The 17,279-nt window shown below is 60.0% G+C and carries 15 protein-coding genes; 1 reads left to right on the top strand and 14 read right to left on the bottom strand.

Going from position 1 to position 17,279, the window contains the following annotated elements; genetic code table 11:
• Positions 1-152: 152 nt before the first annotated feature.
• The 10 genes from Q0859_RS10720 to Q0859_RS10675 form a co-directional block, all read right to left on the bottom strand.
• Positions 153-1,277 (bottom strand): Gfo/Idh/MocA family oxidoreductase, encoded by a 1,125-nt coding sequence (locus Q0859_RS10720; RefSeq protein ID WP_299150855.1) that lies wholly within the window; start codon positions 1,275-1,277, stop codon positions 153-155.
• 103 nt (positions 1,278-1,380) lie between these two features.
• Complete coding sequence (locus Q0859_RS10715) at positions 1,381-2,436, bottom strand: sugar phosphate isomerase/epimerase (protein WP_299150852.1); 1,056 nt, start codon at positions 2,434-2,436, stop codon at positions 1,381-1,383.
• A 27-nt stretch (positions 2,437-2,463) separates the two neighbouring features.
• Positions 2,464-3,516, bottom strand: coding sequence for a LacI family DNA-binding transcriptional regulator (locus tag Q0859_RS10710; protein WP_299150851.1), 1,053 nt, complete (start codon positions 3,514-3,516; stop codon positions 2,464-2,466).
• Between the two features lie 17 nt (positions 3,517-3,533).
• On the bottom strand, positions 3,534-5,159 hold the full coding sequence (locus Q0859_RS10705) for a dihydroxyacetone kinase subunit DhaK (RefSeq protein WP_299150849.1): 1,626 nt from the start codon (positions 5,157-5,159) through the stop codon (positions 3,534-3,536).
• 16 nt (positions 5,160-5,175) lie between these two features.
• Complete coding sequence (locus Q0859_RS10700) at positions 5,176-6,171, bottom strand: ABC transporter ATP-binding protein (RefSeq protein ID WP_299150846.1); 996 nt, start codon at positions 6,169-6,171, stop codon at positions 5,176-5,178.
• Entirely contained in the window at positions 6,164-7,261 is a 1,098-nt protein-coding gene (locus Q0859_RS10695) for an ABC transporter ATP-binding protein (RefSeq protein WP_299150843.1), read from the bottom strand. Before Q0859_RS10695 ends, Q0859_RS10700 begins: the two co-directional genes overlap by 8 nt.
• Positions 7,262-7,265: 4 nt before the next feature.
• Positions 7,266-7,454 carry a hypothetical protein gene (locus Q0859_RS10690; protein WP_299150841.1) on the bottom strand — a complete coding sequence of 63 codons (189 nt, stop codon included), beginning with the start codon at positions 7,452-7,454 and terminating at the stop codon, positions 7,266-7,268.
• Positions 7,451-8,389, bottom strand: coding sequence for a carbohydrate ABC transporter permease (locus Q0859_RS10685; RefSeq protein WP_299150838.1), 939 nt, complete (start codon positions 8,387-8,389; stop codon positions 7,451-7,453). The genes Q0859_RS10690 and Q0859_RS10685 overlap by 4 nt, the downstream gene beginning before the upstream one ends.
• A gap of 100 nt (positions 8,390-8,489) precedes the next feature.
• Entirely contained in the window at positions 8,490-9,434 is a 945-nt protein-coding gene (locus Q0859_RS10680) for a sugar ABC transporter permease (protein ID WP_299150835.1), read from the bottom strand.
• 94 nt (positions 9,435-9,528) lie between these two features.
• A complete protein-coding gene (locus Q0859_RS10675) occupies positions 9,529-10,848 on the bottom strand; it encodes an extracellular solute-binding protein (protein ID WP_299150831.1) in 1,320 nt (439 codons plus the stop codon).
• A gap of 288 nt (positions 10,849-11,136) precedes the next feature.
• Here Q0859_RS10675 and Q0859_RS10670 point away from each other — a divergent pair, with 288 nt between their 5' ends.
• On the top strand, positions 11,137-11,910 hold the full coding sequence (locus Q0859_RS10670; protein ID WP_299150828.1) for an MOSC domain-containing protein: 774 nt from the start codon (positions 11,137-11,139) through the stop codon (positions 11,908-11,910).
• On the opposite strand, the gene Q0859_RS10665 is transcribed toward Q0859_RS10670, so the two are convergent.
• Genes Q0859_RS10665 through Q0859_RS10650 form a run of 4 tightly spaced genes read right to left on the bottom strand, consistent with a single transcriptional unit; the run spans position 11,903 to position 17,278 of the window.
• A complete protein-coding gene (locus tag Q0859_RS10665; protein ID WP_299150826.1) occupies positions 11,903-13,027 on the bottom strand; it encodes a Gfo/Idh/MocA family oxidoreductase in 1,125 nt (374 codons plus the stop codon). The two genes, Q0859_RS10670 and Q0859_RS10665, sit on opposite strands and share 8 nt — an antisense overlap.
• Before the next feature lie 17 nt (positions 13,028-13,044).
• Positions 13,045-13,800, bottom strand: coding sequence for a sugar phosphate isomerase/epimerase (locus Q0859_RS10660; RefSeq protein WP_299150824.1), 756 nt, complete (start codon positions 13,798-13,800; stop codon positions 13,045-13,047).
• An 11-nt stretch (positions 13,801-13,811) separates the two neighbouring features.
• Complete coding sequence (locus tag Q0859_RS10655) at positions 13,812-16,208, bottom strand: glycoside hydrolase family 2 protein (RefSeq protein WP_299150821.1); 2,397 nt, start codon at positions 16,206-16,208, stop codon at positions 13,812-13,814.
• Positions 16,205-17,278: an ABC transporter ATP-binding protein gene (locus tag Q0859_RS10650; protein ID WP_299150818.1), complete on the bottom strand. Its 1,074-nt coding sequence runs from the start codon at positions 17,276-17,278 to the stop codon at positions 16,205-16,207. The genes Q0859_RS10655 and Q0859_RS10650 overlap by 4 nt, the downstream gene beginning before the upstream one ends.
• Position 17,279: the final 1 nt, after the last annotated feature.

Raw genomic sequence — 17,279 nt, 5'->3', positions numbered from 1 at the left:
TGACCGACCTTTGGGCCTGCAAAATCGATGATGGTTTCAGGACACGTCGCCCTTTCCCGTCCTCGACGGGTTGGCAAAGGTCGGCTTGCCGGATGATCTTGAGACAGCCAACCGACCGATTATCTGAAAGCCCCCGCGGTGGCGGGCTCCTACTACAGCCTGACCCATGCCGCATTGCGCGCGGACGAGCGCACACAGGCATCGACAAAGGTAACCCCACGCACGCCATCCTCAATCGACGGATACATGACGTCGGCAGGGATTGGTGCGCCCGCGCGATGCGCTTCAATCGCGGTGGCGGCTTCGGAATAGATGTTGGCGAACCCTTCCAGATATCCTTCGGGGTGACCAGGTGGCACGCGACTGACGCGCGCCGCCGCGTCGCCCGCACCCGCACCATTGCGGGTGATCAGCCGCTTGGGCTCCCCGAACGGGGTGTGCCACAGATAGTTTGGATCCTCCTGGGCCCATTCCAGACCGCCGGTTTCACCATAGACCCTAAGGCGCAGCGCATTCTCATTGCCGGGTGCGACCTGACTGCACCACAGCATGCCCTTGGCCCCGCCTTTGAAGCGCAACATGACGTGCCCATTGTCGTCCACCTGCCGACCGGGCACAAAAGCGTCAAGATCAGCGGCCAGTGCCTCGACCTCAAGTCCGGTGACGAAACAGGCCAGATTGTGGGCATGGGTGCCGATATCGCCGGTTGATCCACCCGCGCCCGAACGGGCGGGGTCAGTGCGCCACTCGGCCTGTTTGAAATCCTGCTGCGTGGTCAGCCAATCCTGCGGATATTCGACCTGCACCACCCGCACCTTGCCAATATCGCCCCGTGCGATCATCTCACGGGCTTGGCGAACCATCGGGTAGCCTGTGTAATTGTGAGTGAGAACAAACAGTGCATCGGATTTCTCGACCGCCCTGGCAAACTTCCTGGCGTCCGCCAGGGTCGAGGTCAGCGGCTTGTCGCAAATCACATGGATACCACGCTTGAGAAACTCGTTGGCGGCGGCATAGTGCATGTGATTGGGGGTGACGATGCTGACGGCCTCAATCCCGTTCTTGAGGCGGGCCTCGCGGATCGCCATCGACTTGAAATCGTCATAGACACGATCCAAACCAAGCGCGGCACCCGAGGCCTGCGATTTCTCGGGCGTCGACGACAACGCACCCGCCACCAGCTCAAACCGGTCATCAATACGCGCCGCAATCCGGTGCACCCCACCGATAAAAGCGTCATTGCCGCCGCCAACCATTCCCAACTTGATCCGTGTCATCTCACTCTCCCTGCGGCGCACCGCGATCCGATCTTCATCTTGCCAAATAAACTCCCCCCGGAGGGCCGGATTGCCATCTGCTCCGACGTCCGGGGGAAAGTGCTTAATCGATGCCCAACAACTTGCGGTTCGCCGCCTCGTCAGTGCCGCCATCGGCAAAGTCATCAAAGGCGCGTTCGGTCACCCGGATGATATGATCGCTGACGAAAGCCGCCCCTTCACGGGCACCGTCTTCGGGATGTTTGAGGCAACATTCCCACTCGACCACGGCCCATCCGTCAAAATCATTGGCGGCCATCTTGGAAAAGATCGATGCGAAATCGACTTGCCCATCCCCCAGGGACCGGAAACGGCCCGCGCGATCCACCCAAGGCTGATAACCGGAATAGACACCTTGCCGCCCCGTTGGATTGAATTCGGCGTCCTTGACGTGGAACATCTTGATGCGATCCTTGTAGATGTCGATGTTGTCAATGTAATCAAGGCATTGCAGCACGTAGTGGCTGGGATCATACAGCATGTTGCAGCGTGCATGGTTGTCCACCCGCTCCAAGAACATCTCAAAGGTGACCCCGTCGTGCAGGTCTTCGCCAGGGTGGATTTCATAGCAAATGTCGACGCCATTGTCCTCGGCATGATCCAGAATAGGTCGCCAGCGGGCGGCCAACTCATCAAAGGCGGTCTCGATCAGACCTGCGGGCCGCTGCGGCCATGGATAGATGTAGGGCCAGGCCAGTGCGCCTGAAAATGTCGCGTGCGCCCCGATGCCCATATTGGCGGACGCGCTGATGGCCATTTTGACCTGATCGACGGCCCAGGCTTGGCGCGCCTTGGGATTGCCCCGTACCGATGGATCGGCAAAGCCGTCAAAGGCAGCGTCATAGGCCGGGTTCACCGCAACCAGCTGGCCTTGCAGGTGGGTGGACAATTCGGTGACTTCGACTCCGTTGGCCACCGCCTGACCCATGAAGTCATCGCAGTACCCTTTGCTGGTCGCTGCGGCGGCCAGATCAAACAGGCGTGCATCCCAACTGGGCACCTGCACACCTTTATATCCGCAACCGGCCGCCCATTTGGTGATCGCGCCCCACGAATTGAACGGTGCCTCATCGCCTGCGAATTGCGCCAGAAACAGCGCCGGGCCCTTGATGGTTCTCATGTGTAGTCCTCCCGAATTGGACCGCCCTCAAAGCGGCATGTTTTCTTTCAAGTAGATGTCGATACGAATGCGCTCCTGGGCGGCGTGAATGGGGGTGCGGTCGCGCTCGGCGCGCATGATGCGCACGGCACTGCGTACCAGATGGCCGGTGTCCTGACTTATGACTGCATCGAAAAGCCCCTCTTGCAGGGCATTGCGAGACAGTTGTGTCAGCTCGTGGGCGACCACGACGGGGCGGGACGTGTTTTGCTGCGTGCTCAGGAAGCGCAGCAAGCCTTCGTTGCCGGCAGCGGATGAATAGATGCCGATGACGCCCGCATTGTCGTGCAGCGCGCCGGGCATAAGTCGGGCGATCAGGTCGGGGTCATCGCGCCCCTCAAGCGAGGCCAGAATGTCGAGATGCGGAAAATCACGGCCCATTACCTCGTCAAAGCCAAGGCGGCGTTCCAGATGATCCCGCGCCAGCATGGAGCCTGTCAGGACCAGAATTTTACCGCGCTGAGGCCCGACAAAGCGGCCCAGCAAATGCGCCGCGGTGCGCCCCGCGGCGATGTTGTCCACGCCGACATAGTGGTCGCGATCAGAACTCGGGATGTCAGCGACCAGCGACACGACGGTGACCCCGTGCGCCTTGAGATGGGCGATGCTGTCACGCACTGATGGGGTTTCGGGTCCGAAAATGGCCACCCCGTCCACGGCGGTCACATCAATGGCGGCAATTGCATCCGCCAATGCGACAGGATCAAACGCGGCCACCCGCACAAAGCTGAGCTGCGTGCGGTCCCGCCGGATATCGTTGCCAAGCGCTTCGATTTGCGCCTCGAGCGAGGTCAGAAATTCGTTGCTGTTGGAGGGCAGGATGAACACGAACCGATAGACCCGCCCCCGCGCCAGATTGGCTGCTGCCGTGTCACGCACATAGCCCAGTTCGGCGATGGCCTGATTGACTTTTTTCACGGTTTTTTCGCGCACTCCGGGGCGCGCGTTCAGGACGCGATCCACGGTCGCAAGGCTGACTTCGGCAACGCGGGCGATGTCGTTGACGGTGGGGGTGGAGTGGGGGGTAAGTCCTTGTTTCATTGCGCCCTTATGCGTGGTTACGTGTGCTTGGCCAACCCTTCAAAAAGGCGGGTAACCGCTTCGGCACCGGGATCATTGTGACCGATCAAATTTTCGGATGGCACGTAGCTGGCGCGCCCGGCATTTGCGCGCCCCATTTGTGCCGTTGCGTCCGCCCCTTGGCGCGCCGCCGCCGCCGCCGCATCAAGCCCGTCGGGCAGGGCTTTCAATGCAGGTTCCAGCGCGTCGATCATGGTGCGATCGCCCTTGGTGGCTCCGCCCACCTGCGTGATCCGCTCAAGGCCGGCCAGCAATGCCTTGGTCGTGGGTTTGCCGCTCGCGCAGGCATCCCCCGTCGCCCCGAAAAAGATCGCCATGATCACGCCTGATGATCCGCCCATGGTTTGGCTCAGCTCATTGCCAACCGCCCGAAACAGTTGCGTCGGATCGGCCAGCGGCAGCCGATCCAGCGCCCCTTTGAGCGCACGTGATGCGGTGGCGAGCGTGCTGCCCGTGTCCCCATCACCCGATTTTGCGTCCAGCAGGTTCAGATCCGTTTCGGCAGCCAGCAAAAGATCGCAGCACCGTTCGATCAGCGCGCGGGTTTCGGCTTTCTCCGATGGCACGGGGCGGATCGGGGACAGCCCATCGGGCAAAGGGCGCACCGATACCTGCGTCACATCCTTCACACCGGGCCATGCAGGCAGGTCCACGGCCCGACGCAGATGCGGCACGGTGTTGGCATCCACAGGCAAAACCGACACCGAAAACCCGTGCATGTCCAGCGATGTCATCAGTGGTGCAGGTCCGATGATGTGCTTGATATGCCGGGCTTTCACCGAGGTGGCCAGCGCATGGGCCAGAATACTCATCTCAAGTGGGGTGGTGGACCCCAGGTTGTTGAGGATCGCGACATGCGGGGTGTCCCCGATATGGGGGGCAAGTTTTTCCAGCACCAGATCCATTGCATTCCGGGCATCCTTGAAGACCACCTGTTGCACGCCTGCCTCGCCGTGGATGCCAAGCCCGAGTTCGGCCATGCCGGGCGCGATCCGGTCCTCCTTGGCCGAGCCGGGCACGGTGCAGGTGTCGAGAGATGTGCCTATGGACGCCATCCCATTGATCGCGGTATTGGCGGCGTCGGTGATGGCCGCAAGGTCGGCCCCGTCCTCGGCCATGGACCCGGCGATCTTGTGAACAAACAACGTGCCCGCCACGCCGCGGGCCTGGGGCAGATCGGGCAGGGCGATGTCATCATCGACCACCACCATCGACACGTCCAGCCCGAAGGCCCGCGCCCGTTCTGCCGCCAGCCCGTAATTCAACCGGTCGCCCGTGTAGTTCTTGACGATCAGCAAACAGCCCGCAGGCCCCGTGACCGCGAGGATACCCGCAAGCACCGCATCGACCGAGGGCGAGGCGAACACCTCGCCGCAGACCGCCGCCGTCAGCATGCCTTTGCCCACGAATCCCGCATGGGCCGGTTCATGCCCCGATCCGCCCCCCGAAATCAGTGCGACGCGTGATTTGTCCCAATCCGCGCGACATACCACCTTGATGTGGGGATAACCGTCCAGCCGGGTCAGCATGCCGCTGGATGTGGCCAGCAACCCATCGATGGCGTCGGTCACAAGGGTTTCTTTTGCGTTGATGAATTGGGTCATGGGCGGGCTCCTGATATCAGCGGATGCGGTGGCCTTGGGCGTCAAAGCAAAGCGGGCTGCGGGGTGAGATTTTGAGCATGGTGCCGGGCGCATAATCGGTCGATGGATCGGCAATCGTAGTGATCGCGTGACCCTTCAGTATCAGGTGCAGCCGGTTCTGATCACCCAGATGTTCGACGCGCTGCACTTCAGCCTCTTGCCCCTCACCCTGGGCAATATGTTCGGGGCGCAGGCCGATCTGCGTGGTGCCCTCAGGTACGCCGCCGAAGATGTCGGCGGGCAGCACGTTGATGCGGGGCAAACCGAGGCGCGAGGCGACGTAAAGCGAGTTGGGGTTTTCGTAGATTTCGCGGGGCGTGCCGTATTGTACGAGCCGACCATGATCGAGCACACCCACATGGGTCGCCATGGTCATCGCCTCGATCTGGTCATGGGTCACGTATAGCAGAGTCGCGCCAAGGCTCGCATGGATGCGTTTCAACTCGACCCGCAGGTCGGTGCGCAGTTTGGCGTCAAGCGAACTCAGCGGTTCATCCATGAGGTAGATCGCCGGGTCCCGCACCAGCGCGCGCCCGATGGATACCCGCTGCATCTCGCCCCCCGACAGGGCCGTGGCCTTGTTGTCGAGCTTGTGGCTGATCTGGAGCACATTTGCGACCTCGTTCACCTTGCGCTCAATCTCTTCCGGTGGTGTGTTCAGGATCGGGGATTTCAGTGGAAAGGCGAGATTGTCGCGCACTGTCAAATGCGGATAGAGCGAGTATTGCTGGAACACCATCGCCACATCGCGCTGTGCGGGCATCTCGTCCGCCACATTGCGCCCGCCGATCCACACCTCGCCCGCATCTGCCTTTTCCAACCCCGAGATCAGGCGCAATGTGGTCGTCTTTCCCGCCCCAGTGGGGCCGAGCAATACGACGAAAGCCCCGTCGGGAATGGTCATCGAGATGTCCGCGACCCCGACATCGTCCCCAAAGGACTTGCTGAGTGATTTCAGGACAACCTCAGCCATGGGCCAGCACCTTTTCGTTGAGTTCGGAGCGCAGGGCCTGCCCACTGGCCTTGTCGAACAGCGTGATTTTCGGCCCCTCGAAACTCAGCCCCACGGTTTCGCCAACGGTCGCGATCTGGGCGCTGTCGGTGCGCGCCTTCAACTCGCCATTGGGCGTATCAAGTGTGATGATTTGCGTCGTGCCCAGATATTCGGTGGCCAGAACCTCGCCCCGATACGCCCCGGTATCTGACAGTTTCACATGTTCGGGGCGCACCCCAAAGACCAGATCGCCGGATGCGCCTTCGCGTTGGGTCGGCACCGCGTGGTGCTGTCCGCCCAGATCGACGGTGCCCGCACCGGGGGCGAGCGATCCGCTGAAGTCGAGGAAGTTCATGGAAGGCGAGCCGATGAAATCGGCCACGAACATGGTCGCGGGCGTGTCATAGATGTCCTGTGGCGTACCGAACTGTTCGACTACGGCGTTGTTCATCACCACGATCTTGTCGCCCATCTGCATCGCCTCAAGCTGGTCATGGGTCACGTAGACGGTTGTCGCCCCCATCCGGTCATGCAGGGCGCGCAGTTCTTCGGACATGTGTTCGCGAAACTCGGCATCGAGCGCCCCAAGGGGTTCATCCATCATAAAGGCTTTGGGATCGCGCACGATGGCGCGCCCGAGGGCCACGCGCTGGCGATCCCCACCCGACAACCCACCGACGGGCCGGTTCAGGATGTCACGGATGCCAAGAATGCCTGCCACCTCGTCCACCTTGGCCCGCACATCGCGCCGCGCCATGCCTTGGCTCACCAGCGGATAGCTGAGGTTCTTGCGCACGTTCATATGCGGGTAAAGCGCAAACATCTGGAAGACGAAGGCGATGTCGCGCTGGCTCGGGGGCTTTTGGCTGATCTCCTCACCATCAAGGTAGATTTCGCCGGATGTGGGCAGTTCGAGGCCCGCAATCATGCGCAAAGTCGTCGTCTTGCCGCAGCCCGAGGGGCCGAGCAGCATGAAGAATTCGCCGTCCTCGATGGTGAAGCTGCTTTCCTTTACGGCGGTGAAGTCACCGAATTCCTTGCGCACGTTCTTGATGATGATCTGGGCCATGGCGCTACTCTTTGAAATGGGAGACGATGATGAACATCACGGTCCCCACCAGCGTGGTGATGAAGGAATAGGTGTAAGCCCACAGCACGAAGGGCTGCATCAGCATGAACACCCCCAGACCGATGAGGATGGTTGCCACCATCTCCCAGGGGCCACGTTTCAGGGCAAGCAGGCCAGAGAAGAAGTTGCTCATTTGCGCACCGCTCCGAATGTGATCCCGCGCAGCAGGTGTTTGCGCAGCAGGATGGTGAAGAACATGACCGGCAGCAGGAAGATCGTGGCGCCGGCCGCGACTGCGGGCCAGTCAAGACCTCCGACCCCGATGATGGTCGGGATGAAGGGCGGTGCAGTCTGGGCGGTGCCGGACGTTAGGAGCACGGCAAAGGCATATTCGTTCCAGGCAAAGATCAGACAGAAGATGGCGGTCGAGGCGATGCCCGTCGCCGCCTGAGGCAGCACGACTTTGTAGAACGCCTGAAACCTTGTGTAGCCATCGATCAGCGCCGCCTCCTCGTATTCGCGGGGGATTTCGTCGATAAACCCCTTGAGCAGCCAGACAGCGAGCGAGATATTCACGGCCGTGTAAAGCAGGATCATGCCCAGATGCGTGTCCGACAGGCCCAGTTGCCGGTACATCAGGAAAATGGGGATTGCGACGGCGATGGGGGGCATCATTCGGGTGGAGAGAATGAAGAAGAGCAGGTCATCCGCGAGCGGAATCTTGAACCTTGAGAACGCATAAGCGGCAAGCGTGCCCAGAACGATGCTGAGGAACGTGGAGCCAAACCCGATAATGACCGAGTTCAGGAACCGTTCGCCGAATTTCGAAGGGCCTGCGATGACCATGTCATATTCGCGCACGATCTCTTCGTACCAGGTCTCGGGCGGGTTGGCGGCGAGGAATGCGTCCGTTTGCCGTGTACGGGTGGTGAACAGGTTCACGTAACCTTCAAGCGTGGGATCAAAGATCACCTTGGGCGGATAGCTGATCGCATCGGCGGGGGATTTGAACCCGGTCAGCATGATCCACGCCAAGGGCAGCATCGTGACCAGCGCATAGACGATCACGAGCGTGCCCGAGACCCATTTGGTGCGCTGCGTCGGTTCAGTGACGGAAAAGCTGCTCATGGTTTGGGCTTTCGTTGCGAGGGTCGGAGGGGGGCGGTCGGCCCCCCGCGCTGACGCGCCCCCCCGAAGGTATTTGGGGCGAAAGGAAGGAGGGTGTTGCTCATCGTTCTTTCACCTTGTTCAGGGCTTTGACGTAGATGCTGGCGAGGCCGAACACGGTGACAAAGAGGATGATCGCGTAGGCGCTGGCATAGCCTGTGCGCCATTTTTCGAAGGCTTCACGCTTGAGGTTGATCGAGGTGAGTTCAGTGGTCGAGCCGGGGCCGCCGCCTGTCAGCTGCACCACGAGGTCGAACATCTTGAAGTTTTCGATCCCCCGGAACAGCACCGCCAGCATCAGGAAGGGCAGCACCATCGGAACGGTGATGGTAAAGAACTGCCGCAGCTTGGAAGCGCGATCGACCTCTGCCGCCTCGTAGATGTAATCGGGGATGGAGCGCAGCCCGGCCAGACAGATCAGCATCACGAAAGGCGTCCACATCCACGTGTCCACGATGACGATGGACCATGGGGCCAGCTGGACGGAGCCGAGCATCTCAAAGCTTGACGGGTCCTTGCCCGTAAAGAAGGCAACGATGTAATTGAACAGGCCGATCTGCGGCTGGTAAAGAAACTTCCAGAAGTTTCCGACCACTGCGGGCGAGAGCATCATGGGCAGCACGATGATCGTGGTCCACAGGTCATTGCCCTTGAATTTCTTGTTGATCAGATAGGCCAGTGTGAACCCGATCAGCACCTGAAAGAAGATCGTCCAGAACAGGAAATGCGCGGTGGCCTGCATGTTCAGCCAGATGTCGCTGTCGGTCAGGATGCGTTCATAATTGCGCGTACCCACCCATTCGATCTCTCGGTTCCGGTTCGCTTTGAAGTTGGTGAAGGACAGTCGGATCGTCCAGATCAACGGAAAGATGTTGATCGCCAGCAGTAGGAAAATGGTGGGGCCGACAAAGATCCACGCAATCGCCCGGTCACTGAGACCGCGGATCTTGCGTGCGACACGGGACGGTGTGGCTGAGGCAGCGCGGGTGACGGGCGTGTCGGTCATCGGGCATGTCTTTCGAAAGGGGTGGTTGGACCCACCCGGCACGGTTTGGAAAAGTGAGGGGTAGGGTGGGCGTTACGCCCACCCCGGGGAGGGATCAGAGCTTGCCCTCATCCTCGAACACTTCGGTCCAGTCCTCGACCAGCTTGTCGAGTGCGTCCTGAGCGGTGCCTTGATCGGCCACCACATAGTCGTGCAGCCGTTTCTGCATGGCCAGCAGCAGTTCGGCGTATGCCGGTTCCTGCCAAAAATCCTGCACCGAACCCATCGCCTCAAGGAAATCACCCGCAAAAGGCGCGCTGTCTTTGAAACCGGGATCGTTCAGCACTGCGTTATGCGCTGAATAGCCGCCCAGATCCCACCACTTGGCCTGAACCTCGGGGTTGGCAAACCACTTGATGTACTCAAGTGCTGCGTCCTGCTTGTCGGAATAGGCGACGACACTGATCCCCTGACCGCCAAGGGTCGATCCGGCCACGTTTTGGGGTGGATTGACGAAAAAGTCGATCTTGTCCCCGCCGGTGTTTGGATCCGCATAAAGGCCGGGGAAGAACGCAAACCAGTTCATCGCCATGGCGACCTGTCCGGATTTGAACGCGTCCAGTGATTCACCCATGTAGGAGTTGGTGTAGCCGGGTGGTGTCGCGGTCTCGTAGAACTCCTTATAGAATTCAAGTGCTTCGACCGCTTCAGGTGAGTTTACAGCGCCGTCCATGTCGTACGAGCCGGGCGTGTTTTCGTATTTGAACCCCCACGGGTAAAGCGCAGAGGTGACCCCCATCGTGATCCCTTCGGATCCGCGCTCGGTAAAGATCGATGCGCCATAAACGGTTTGTCCGTCAATCTCGCGGCCCTGGAAGAATTGCGCGATCTCAAGCAGTTCTTTCTGCGATTTGGGCTCTGCCAGATCGCGGCCCGTGGCCTCTTTGAAGGCGGCCTGAATGTCCTCGCGTGCGAACCAGTCCTTGCGATAGAACCACCCGTTCGCATCCCCCATGGCAGGCAGGGCATAGTAGTTTTCGGTGCCTTTGGGCCATGTGGAATAGGCATAAACGGTGGCGTCCGCAAAGTCGGACATCGAAATGCCCTCTGCGTCAAAGAAATCGTTCAATTTGACATAGTGACCGTTTTCCGCACCGCCCCCGATCCACTGGCTGTCGCCGATCAGAAGGTCGCAGAGTTTGCCGCCCGAGTTCAGCTCGTTGAGCATCCGGTCGGCGAAATTGGGCCACGGAATGAACTCAAAGCTCATGGTGTGGCCGGATTGGGTTTCAAATTCCTTGCTGAGTTCGACCAGCGCGTTCGCGGGATCCCAAGCGGCCCAGCACAGCGTCAAATCCTCGGCTTGTGCGGTGTTGGCAAGGGATGCAGCGGCGATACTGAGCGCACTGACAGATGCCAGTTTCAAAGTCTTCATTGGTAGTCCTCCCAGTTAAAAATCGGCGTTTGGTTTTTATGGGCCGAATCGTCTTAGTGACATCTTCAACGCTATTTGAGGTACGCACCTCACGTCCACTGTTGATTTGAGGTGCGTACCTCAGAACCATCAGATATTTCTATAAGACACTGTTTTCAAATGATAGAATTTCGAGAAAAAGCATTGCGCCGATTGTGCGCAGGCCGGTTCCAATTCGCCGCGGTGGGGCTATTGTGGTGAACGGTACCGATGATGTGTGCCATGCGAAATCTCAGGGACGGAGAGGATATGACGGCACGTGTCGAAGGTTTGTTTTGCTATCCGGTCAAAGGCCTCAGCGCGCATGATTTGGACGCGTTGACTTTGGCGGTGGACGAAGGCGTTCCGGGGGATCGCGCCTATGGGTTTGCGCGCCATGACAGTGGGTTTGATCCGCAAGACCCCAAGCCATTGCCGAAATCCCGTTTTGTTGTTTTGGCGCGTGATCCGGCGCTGGCCCTGATCAAAGCCCGTTTTGATCCGGACACACGGTACCTGACCTTGTCGGTTGCGGATGAGGTGCGGACCTTTGATGTGACCGGGGATGCGGGTCGGGCGGGTGTCGCAGATTTCCTTGCCACTTTCCTTGGCTATCCGGAGGCGGAAACACCTACACTGGTTTCGGCGGCACCACACAAGTTCACGGATGTGTCGGTTGTGTCCAAGGCGATGATGAACGCGGTGTCATTGATCAATGCTGATACGGTCGAGGCGTTTGGCACACAGGTGGGGCACGCCATTGATCCGGCCCGTTTCCGGGGCAATATCGTGTTTTCAGGCGCGCCGGCGTGGTCCGAACTGGACTGGATCGGGCGCGAGATAGAAGTGGGCGAGGTGCGCCTCGAGATCGTCAAGCGCACCAAGCGGTGCCCCGCCACCGAGGTAAACCTCGACACGGGCATGCGTGATCTGGACGTGCCGGGTCTGATCCGTACCCATCATGGGCATTCGGATATGGGTATCTACGCCGAAGTGCGCAGGGGCGGTCGGATTTTGCCCGGCGATCAGGTGCGCCTCATTTGAGAAGCGCGCGGGCGGCGTCTGCGGGCAGCGGATCGGGGCGCGTGCAGGTTGTCGACAGTGTCACCATTTCGCCGGTTTCGCCGGATTTGAGAACGGATGTCATCACATCAACCGCATGAATCGCCAGATCAAGTGAGCAGCGATGCGCCCGCCCCTCATTCAAGGCCGCTGCCATGTCGGCCAACCCGGCGGTGCGGTAGTTGGCCTTGGGCGTGGCCTGATCATGCTGGTTTGGAACACCAAAGGGGTGGTCGCCAGGTTCAAGCACATGCGCTTGACCATCTTTGCCCGCGACCTCGACTGTGCCGGAAAACCAGTTCGGATCAGGCAGGAACATTGTTCCATCTGCGCCATATAGTTCCATGTTTCCATGGCGATGCGCCCATACGTCCCATGAGGTCGACAATGTGATCGTCGCACCCGAATGGAATTCGAGCAGGGCATGAATGTTCGTTGGTGTTTTGACCGGGATGAGTTCGCCACGGCGCGGTTCAGACAGGATTGTGCGGGTGGTCTGAGGGGTCGAGGTCAACGCCGCCACTTTTTTGACGGGCCCGATCAGCTGAACCAGGTTGGTCACATAGTAGGGACCGATATCCAGCATCGGCCCAGCCCCCGGCAGAAAGAAAAAATCGGGGTTCGGATGCCAGTGTTCCAGCCCGTGGGACATCACATGTGCCGTGCCCGAGATGACCCGCCCGATGGCACCTGCATCAATCGCCGCACGTGCGGCCTGATGCGCACCACCCAGAAACGTGTCGGGGGCCGATCCGATCCGCAGGTTTTGTGCCGTGGCAAGCGCACGCAGCTCTTCGCCTTCGGCCAGCGACAAAACGATGGGTTTTTCGCAATAGGCGTGCTTGCCCGCGCGCAAAATCTCGCGCGTGACCATGAAATGCGCATTCGGGATTGTCAGGTTCACGATGATGTCGATATCGGGGGCATTCAGCAGTCCGTCGACCGTCTCAGCGCGCACGTCGAACTCGGTCGCGCGTGCGCGGGCTGTGTCCGTGTTGATATCGGCAACGGCCCGTATTTCCAGCCCCTTGAACAGGGGGGCAAGCCGTAAATATGCCGACGAGATGTTGCCGCAACCGATGATGCCGATGCCTTGCATGGGGTGTTCTCCTGTTTTCAGAACCGTTTGGCAGCGGCGAGTGCGCGCGCGGCAAAGCGGTGGTGATCGTTTGGTTTGTCATGTTCCATGATAAAGTGGCGTGTGCCTGCCGTTTTGAGCGCACTGAACAGGTTCGGCCAATCCATGGTGCCATGGCCGACATCGGCCCAGCCATCTTCGTCCTCTGCCTCGCCTTTGGGTGCGATGTCCTTGAGGTGGGCGCATAGAATGCGGCCCCCGTATCTGGTGATCGTGTCGACAGGATCAGCGCCTGCGCGCACGGCCCACGCCAGATCGTATTCCAGATGCACGGACGGTGCCGCATCAAGGATCAGATCAATGGGCATCGTCCCATCTGCCAGCGTCGCATATTCAAAGTCGTGGTTGTGATAGGCAAGGGTGATCCCGGCCTCCGCCAGCCGCTTTTGCACCTGCTCAAGCCCGGTCCCATAGGCGCGCCATCCGGCGGCATCTGTCGGGCGATCATCGGGATGAATATACGGGATGACAGCCGTTTTGATCCCCAGTTGCGCTGCGATCTCTACCACGCGGGCGGGGTCCTGTTGGCACATCGTGAGCGCGACATGGCAGGTGGGCATGATCAATCCGGTGGCCTTCAGCCCGTCTGCTAGGGCTGCGATCATGGCCGGATCATCCAGCAATGCGCCATACCCTTCGACCTCGCCGTAGCCGAGATCGGCGAGCATTTGCAGCGTGTCGCCGAGGGGCGGGAACATGCGGGAGCTATAAAGCTGATAGGAAAATGCAGTCATGTCAGGACCTTTCAGGCAGGATATGTGGCGGAATGCAGATCGCGGATGGTAAAGACCGGGTCGTCGCTTGGTGCGATGGGCGTGAAGTGGATGGTGACCGGATGGCCGGGCCACAGGGTCACGGCATTGTCCGAAAAGCGGCCCGGCTGATCCGCTTCGACAGCGACAAAGAGCGCGAGGGCCTGAGCGGTCAGGGTCACGTCCCAGCCTGTGTCGTTTTGGGTCGCTCTGCTCGAGATCATGGGCGCGCGCAGGTCGTAGCCCTTGAACGGTTTGGGTGCGAATGTGTCAGATGCGGTGTCGCCAGTGGTGGTATCAGTCCATGAAAACTCAATCATTTCAAAGCTGCGTAGGTCGCCCAATGCAACCTTCAGCACCATTTGGGCGGCATCCGGACCGACAGTCATGCTGTGCCGCCCGAGCGGGCGCGTGCTCCCATCAATCGATATGGCCCGAACCTTCACCGCCAGCATGACGTCATGGTCCAGATCATTGATCGCGCGCAACTCGATACCGTCGGTGACGGGCACGGCGCTGACCAAGACGGGCGCATAAAACCGGCGCGCCATATGGTGCATCAATTTCCACCCGCCGCCGTGATCCAGACTGGCCCATGAACAGACAGGCCATGTGTCATTGAGCTGCCAATAGAGCGTGCCCATGCAATGCGGTTTCAGGCTGCGCCAATGGGTGACCGCCGTTTTGATGGCAAGGCCCTGCTGGATTTGGGACAGATAGACGAAATTTTCGAAATCGTTTGGAAAGCGGAAATACCGAAACATCGTCTCGGCAATCCGCGCATTGCCGCCTGCGTTTTTCTGATGGCTCTCCATCACGGGCGAGGCGATGTTGAAATCAAGCGGATCAGCGAATTTTCGAATGACGTCGATGGACGGATAGGATTGGAACCCGAATTCCGAACAAAAACGGGGGGCCACATCGCGGTAATGATCAAAGTCGCACCCCTCGTGCCAGACCGACCAGAAATGCATGTCGCCCGAGCGGTCATCGTGCCAGGCATCTCCGAAATTCATCAGCCCCGGCGATGGGCTTGATGGCCACCAGTTTGCACCGGGGGCGGTGGCTTTCAACGCCGTCTCGATCGTGCGGTTCAGCCGGTCATAGGCCACCAGATATCGGTCGCGATTGGTCCGGCTTTCTTCGAACCAGGTGAGCGCGCCAAGCAACTCATTGTCCCCGCACCACAGCGCGATGCAGGCGTGGTGGTTCAGCCGGGCGACCTGTTCGCGCACCTCGGTGTCGATGCTGGCCAAAAACGTATCGGTGGAGGGGTAAAGGTGGCAGGCAAACATGAAATCCTGCCACACCAGCAGCCCCAACTCGTCGCAGATGTCATAAAACCAATCAGGCTCATATCGCCCACCGCCCCAGATGCGGATCATGTTCATGTGGGCGTCTTTTGCCGATTGCAGCAGGTTGCGGCAGACCTCAGGCGTGATGTTGGAACCAAGCGCGTCGGCCGGGATCCAGTTGGCCCCTTTCATAAAGGTGGGCCGTCCATTGACGTGGAAGGCGAACCCGGCTCCGGTATCATCCGTCGTGGTGACCAGATCGATTTGACGCAACCCGATTTTGCGGGTCATGCTGTGATCGGCGAGGCGAACATGCAGGTCATGCAGTGTCTGCGCGCCATGTCCCGCGGGCCACCACAGCGCGGGCATGGTCAGAGTGATCTCTGCGGTTGCGGCGTTGTCGGCGATCGTGGTGCGCACCACCTGATCCGCGATTGCAAAGGTGACCTCGGCCCCGTCCTGTGCACCGCTTGTCCGCACGATGACAGCCAACGTGACATCCCCATCGCGATGGGTCTGATCCACGCTCAGGCTGTCGATGCGCGCGCCCGCAGGCTCAAGCCGGATATCACCATAAAGCCCGAAGGGTGCGAGCGCGATGTTCCAGTCCCAACCGAAATCGCATTGCGGTTTGCGCAGCATATTGCCGTGTGGAATTGGGCAGTTGGACTTTTGATAGGGCACCGGGAACGGCTGTCTGGCCGCGCGTGCAACCGCTTCGCGCGGGGCGGAGTGGAAGTGAATGGTAATGACATTTGTACCAATCTGCACCGCATCCGCCACATCAACCCGATGGGTGCGAAACATGCTGTCGGTGCGCAACAGTACCTGCCCGTTGATCGAGACATCGGCAACCGTATCCAGCATGGTGATATGCAACACCTGATCGCGATCCGTGATTTCAAACTCCCGACTTAGCAGCCAGTCACGATCCGCAATCCAGCGCAGATCGTATTCGTTACGGCCGAAATAGGGGTCAGGTATCAACCCCGCAGCATGCAGCGCCGAAATGCCATCGCCGGGCACGGCCATGGGCGCGCTGAACTGTCCGGTTTCATCGGCCAGCTGCCAAAAACCCGCAAGATCGTATGTCAAAGCCTCAACTCGCTTGCGGCGTCAAAAAAGGAGCCGCGGGCGGGGTCGAACCCGATCAGAATGCGCGTGCCGGACGCCACGGCGGCCTGCCCGTCCATGCGAATGCGAAGCGGGCACCCGGCAAGGGTGGTCCAGGCCAGGGTGTCCGAACCCATAGGCTCCACAATCTCGATCTCGACTTCTTGAGAAAACGGAAGATCACGGGCCATGTCGCCTGATTGAATATGCTCGGGGCGGATGCCAAAGGATGCCATAACATCCCGACGCGCGCCTTGAAACGCGTATGCGCCAAGCGGGATGTGCAGATCGTCGGCCACGAAATGATCGCCCTCAATGCGCCCCTCAAAGAAGTTGATTTCGGGCGAGCCGATGAACCCGGCCACGTATTTGTTGATGGGCCGGTTGTAGATCTCGGTGGGTGTATCGAGCTGCTGGATCACACCGCCTTTCATAATGGCGATGCGGTCGGCCAGCGTCATCGCTTCGACCTGATCATGGGTGACGTAGATCATGGTGTTCTTGAGGTTGTGATGCAGGCGCTTGATCTCGACCCGCAGGTCAGCGCGCAGCTTGGCATCAAGGTTCGACAGCGGTTCGTCAAACAGAAACACGTCGACGTCGCGCACCAGTGCCCGGCCAATGGCCACCCGTTGGCGCTGCCCGCCGGACAGGGCCGCAGGTTTGCGATCCAGCAAAGGTTCGATTTGCAGCACTTCGGCGGCACGGGCCACGCGGGCGGCGATTTCGTCCTTTGGCATCCGCGCATTCCTGAGGCCAAAGGACAGGTTCCCCGCCACCGTCATTTGTGGATAGAGCGCGTAGGATTGGAACACCATTCCGATCCCCCGCTCGGATGGTTCGGCCCAGGTGACGTTCTGGTCGTTGATGTGGATTTCACCATCCGTCACATCCAGCAATCCCGCGATACAGTTCAGCAGTGTGGACTTGCCGCAACCCGACGCGCCGAGCAGCACGAGGAATTCACCTTCGGGGATGTCGATGTTAAGCGTGTCGAGCACGGTCAGCGCGCCGAACTTGAGCGTGAGGTCTTTGACGAGAACGGAAGTCATG

Source organism: uncultured Tateyamaria sp., assembly GCF_947497045.1.
GTDB lineage: Bacteria > Pseudomonadota > Alphaproteobacteria > Rhodobacterales > Rhodobacteraceae > Tateyamaria.
Note: the sequence above shows the minus strand (reverse complement) of the source record. Positions and strands in the feature narration are given on the sequence as shown.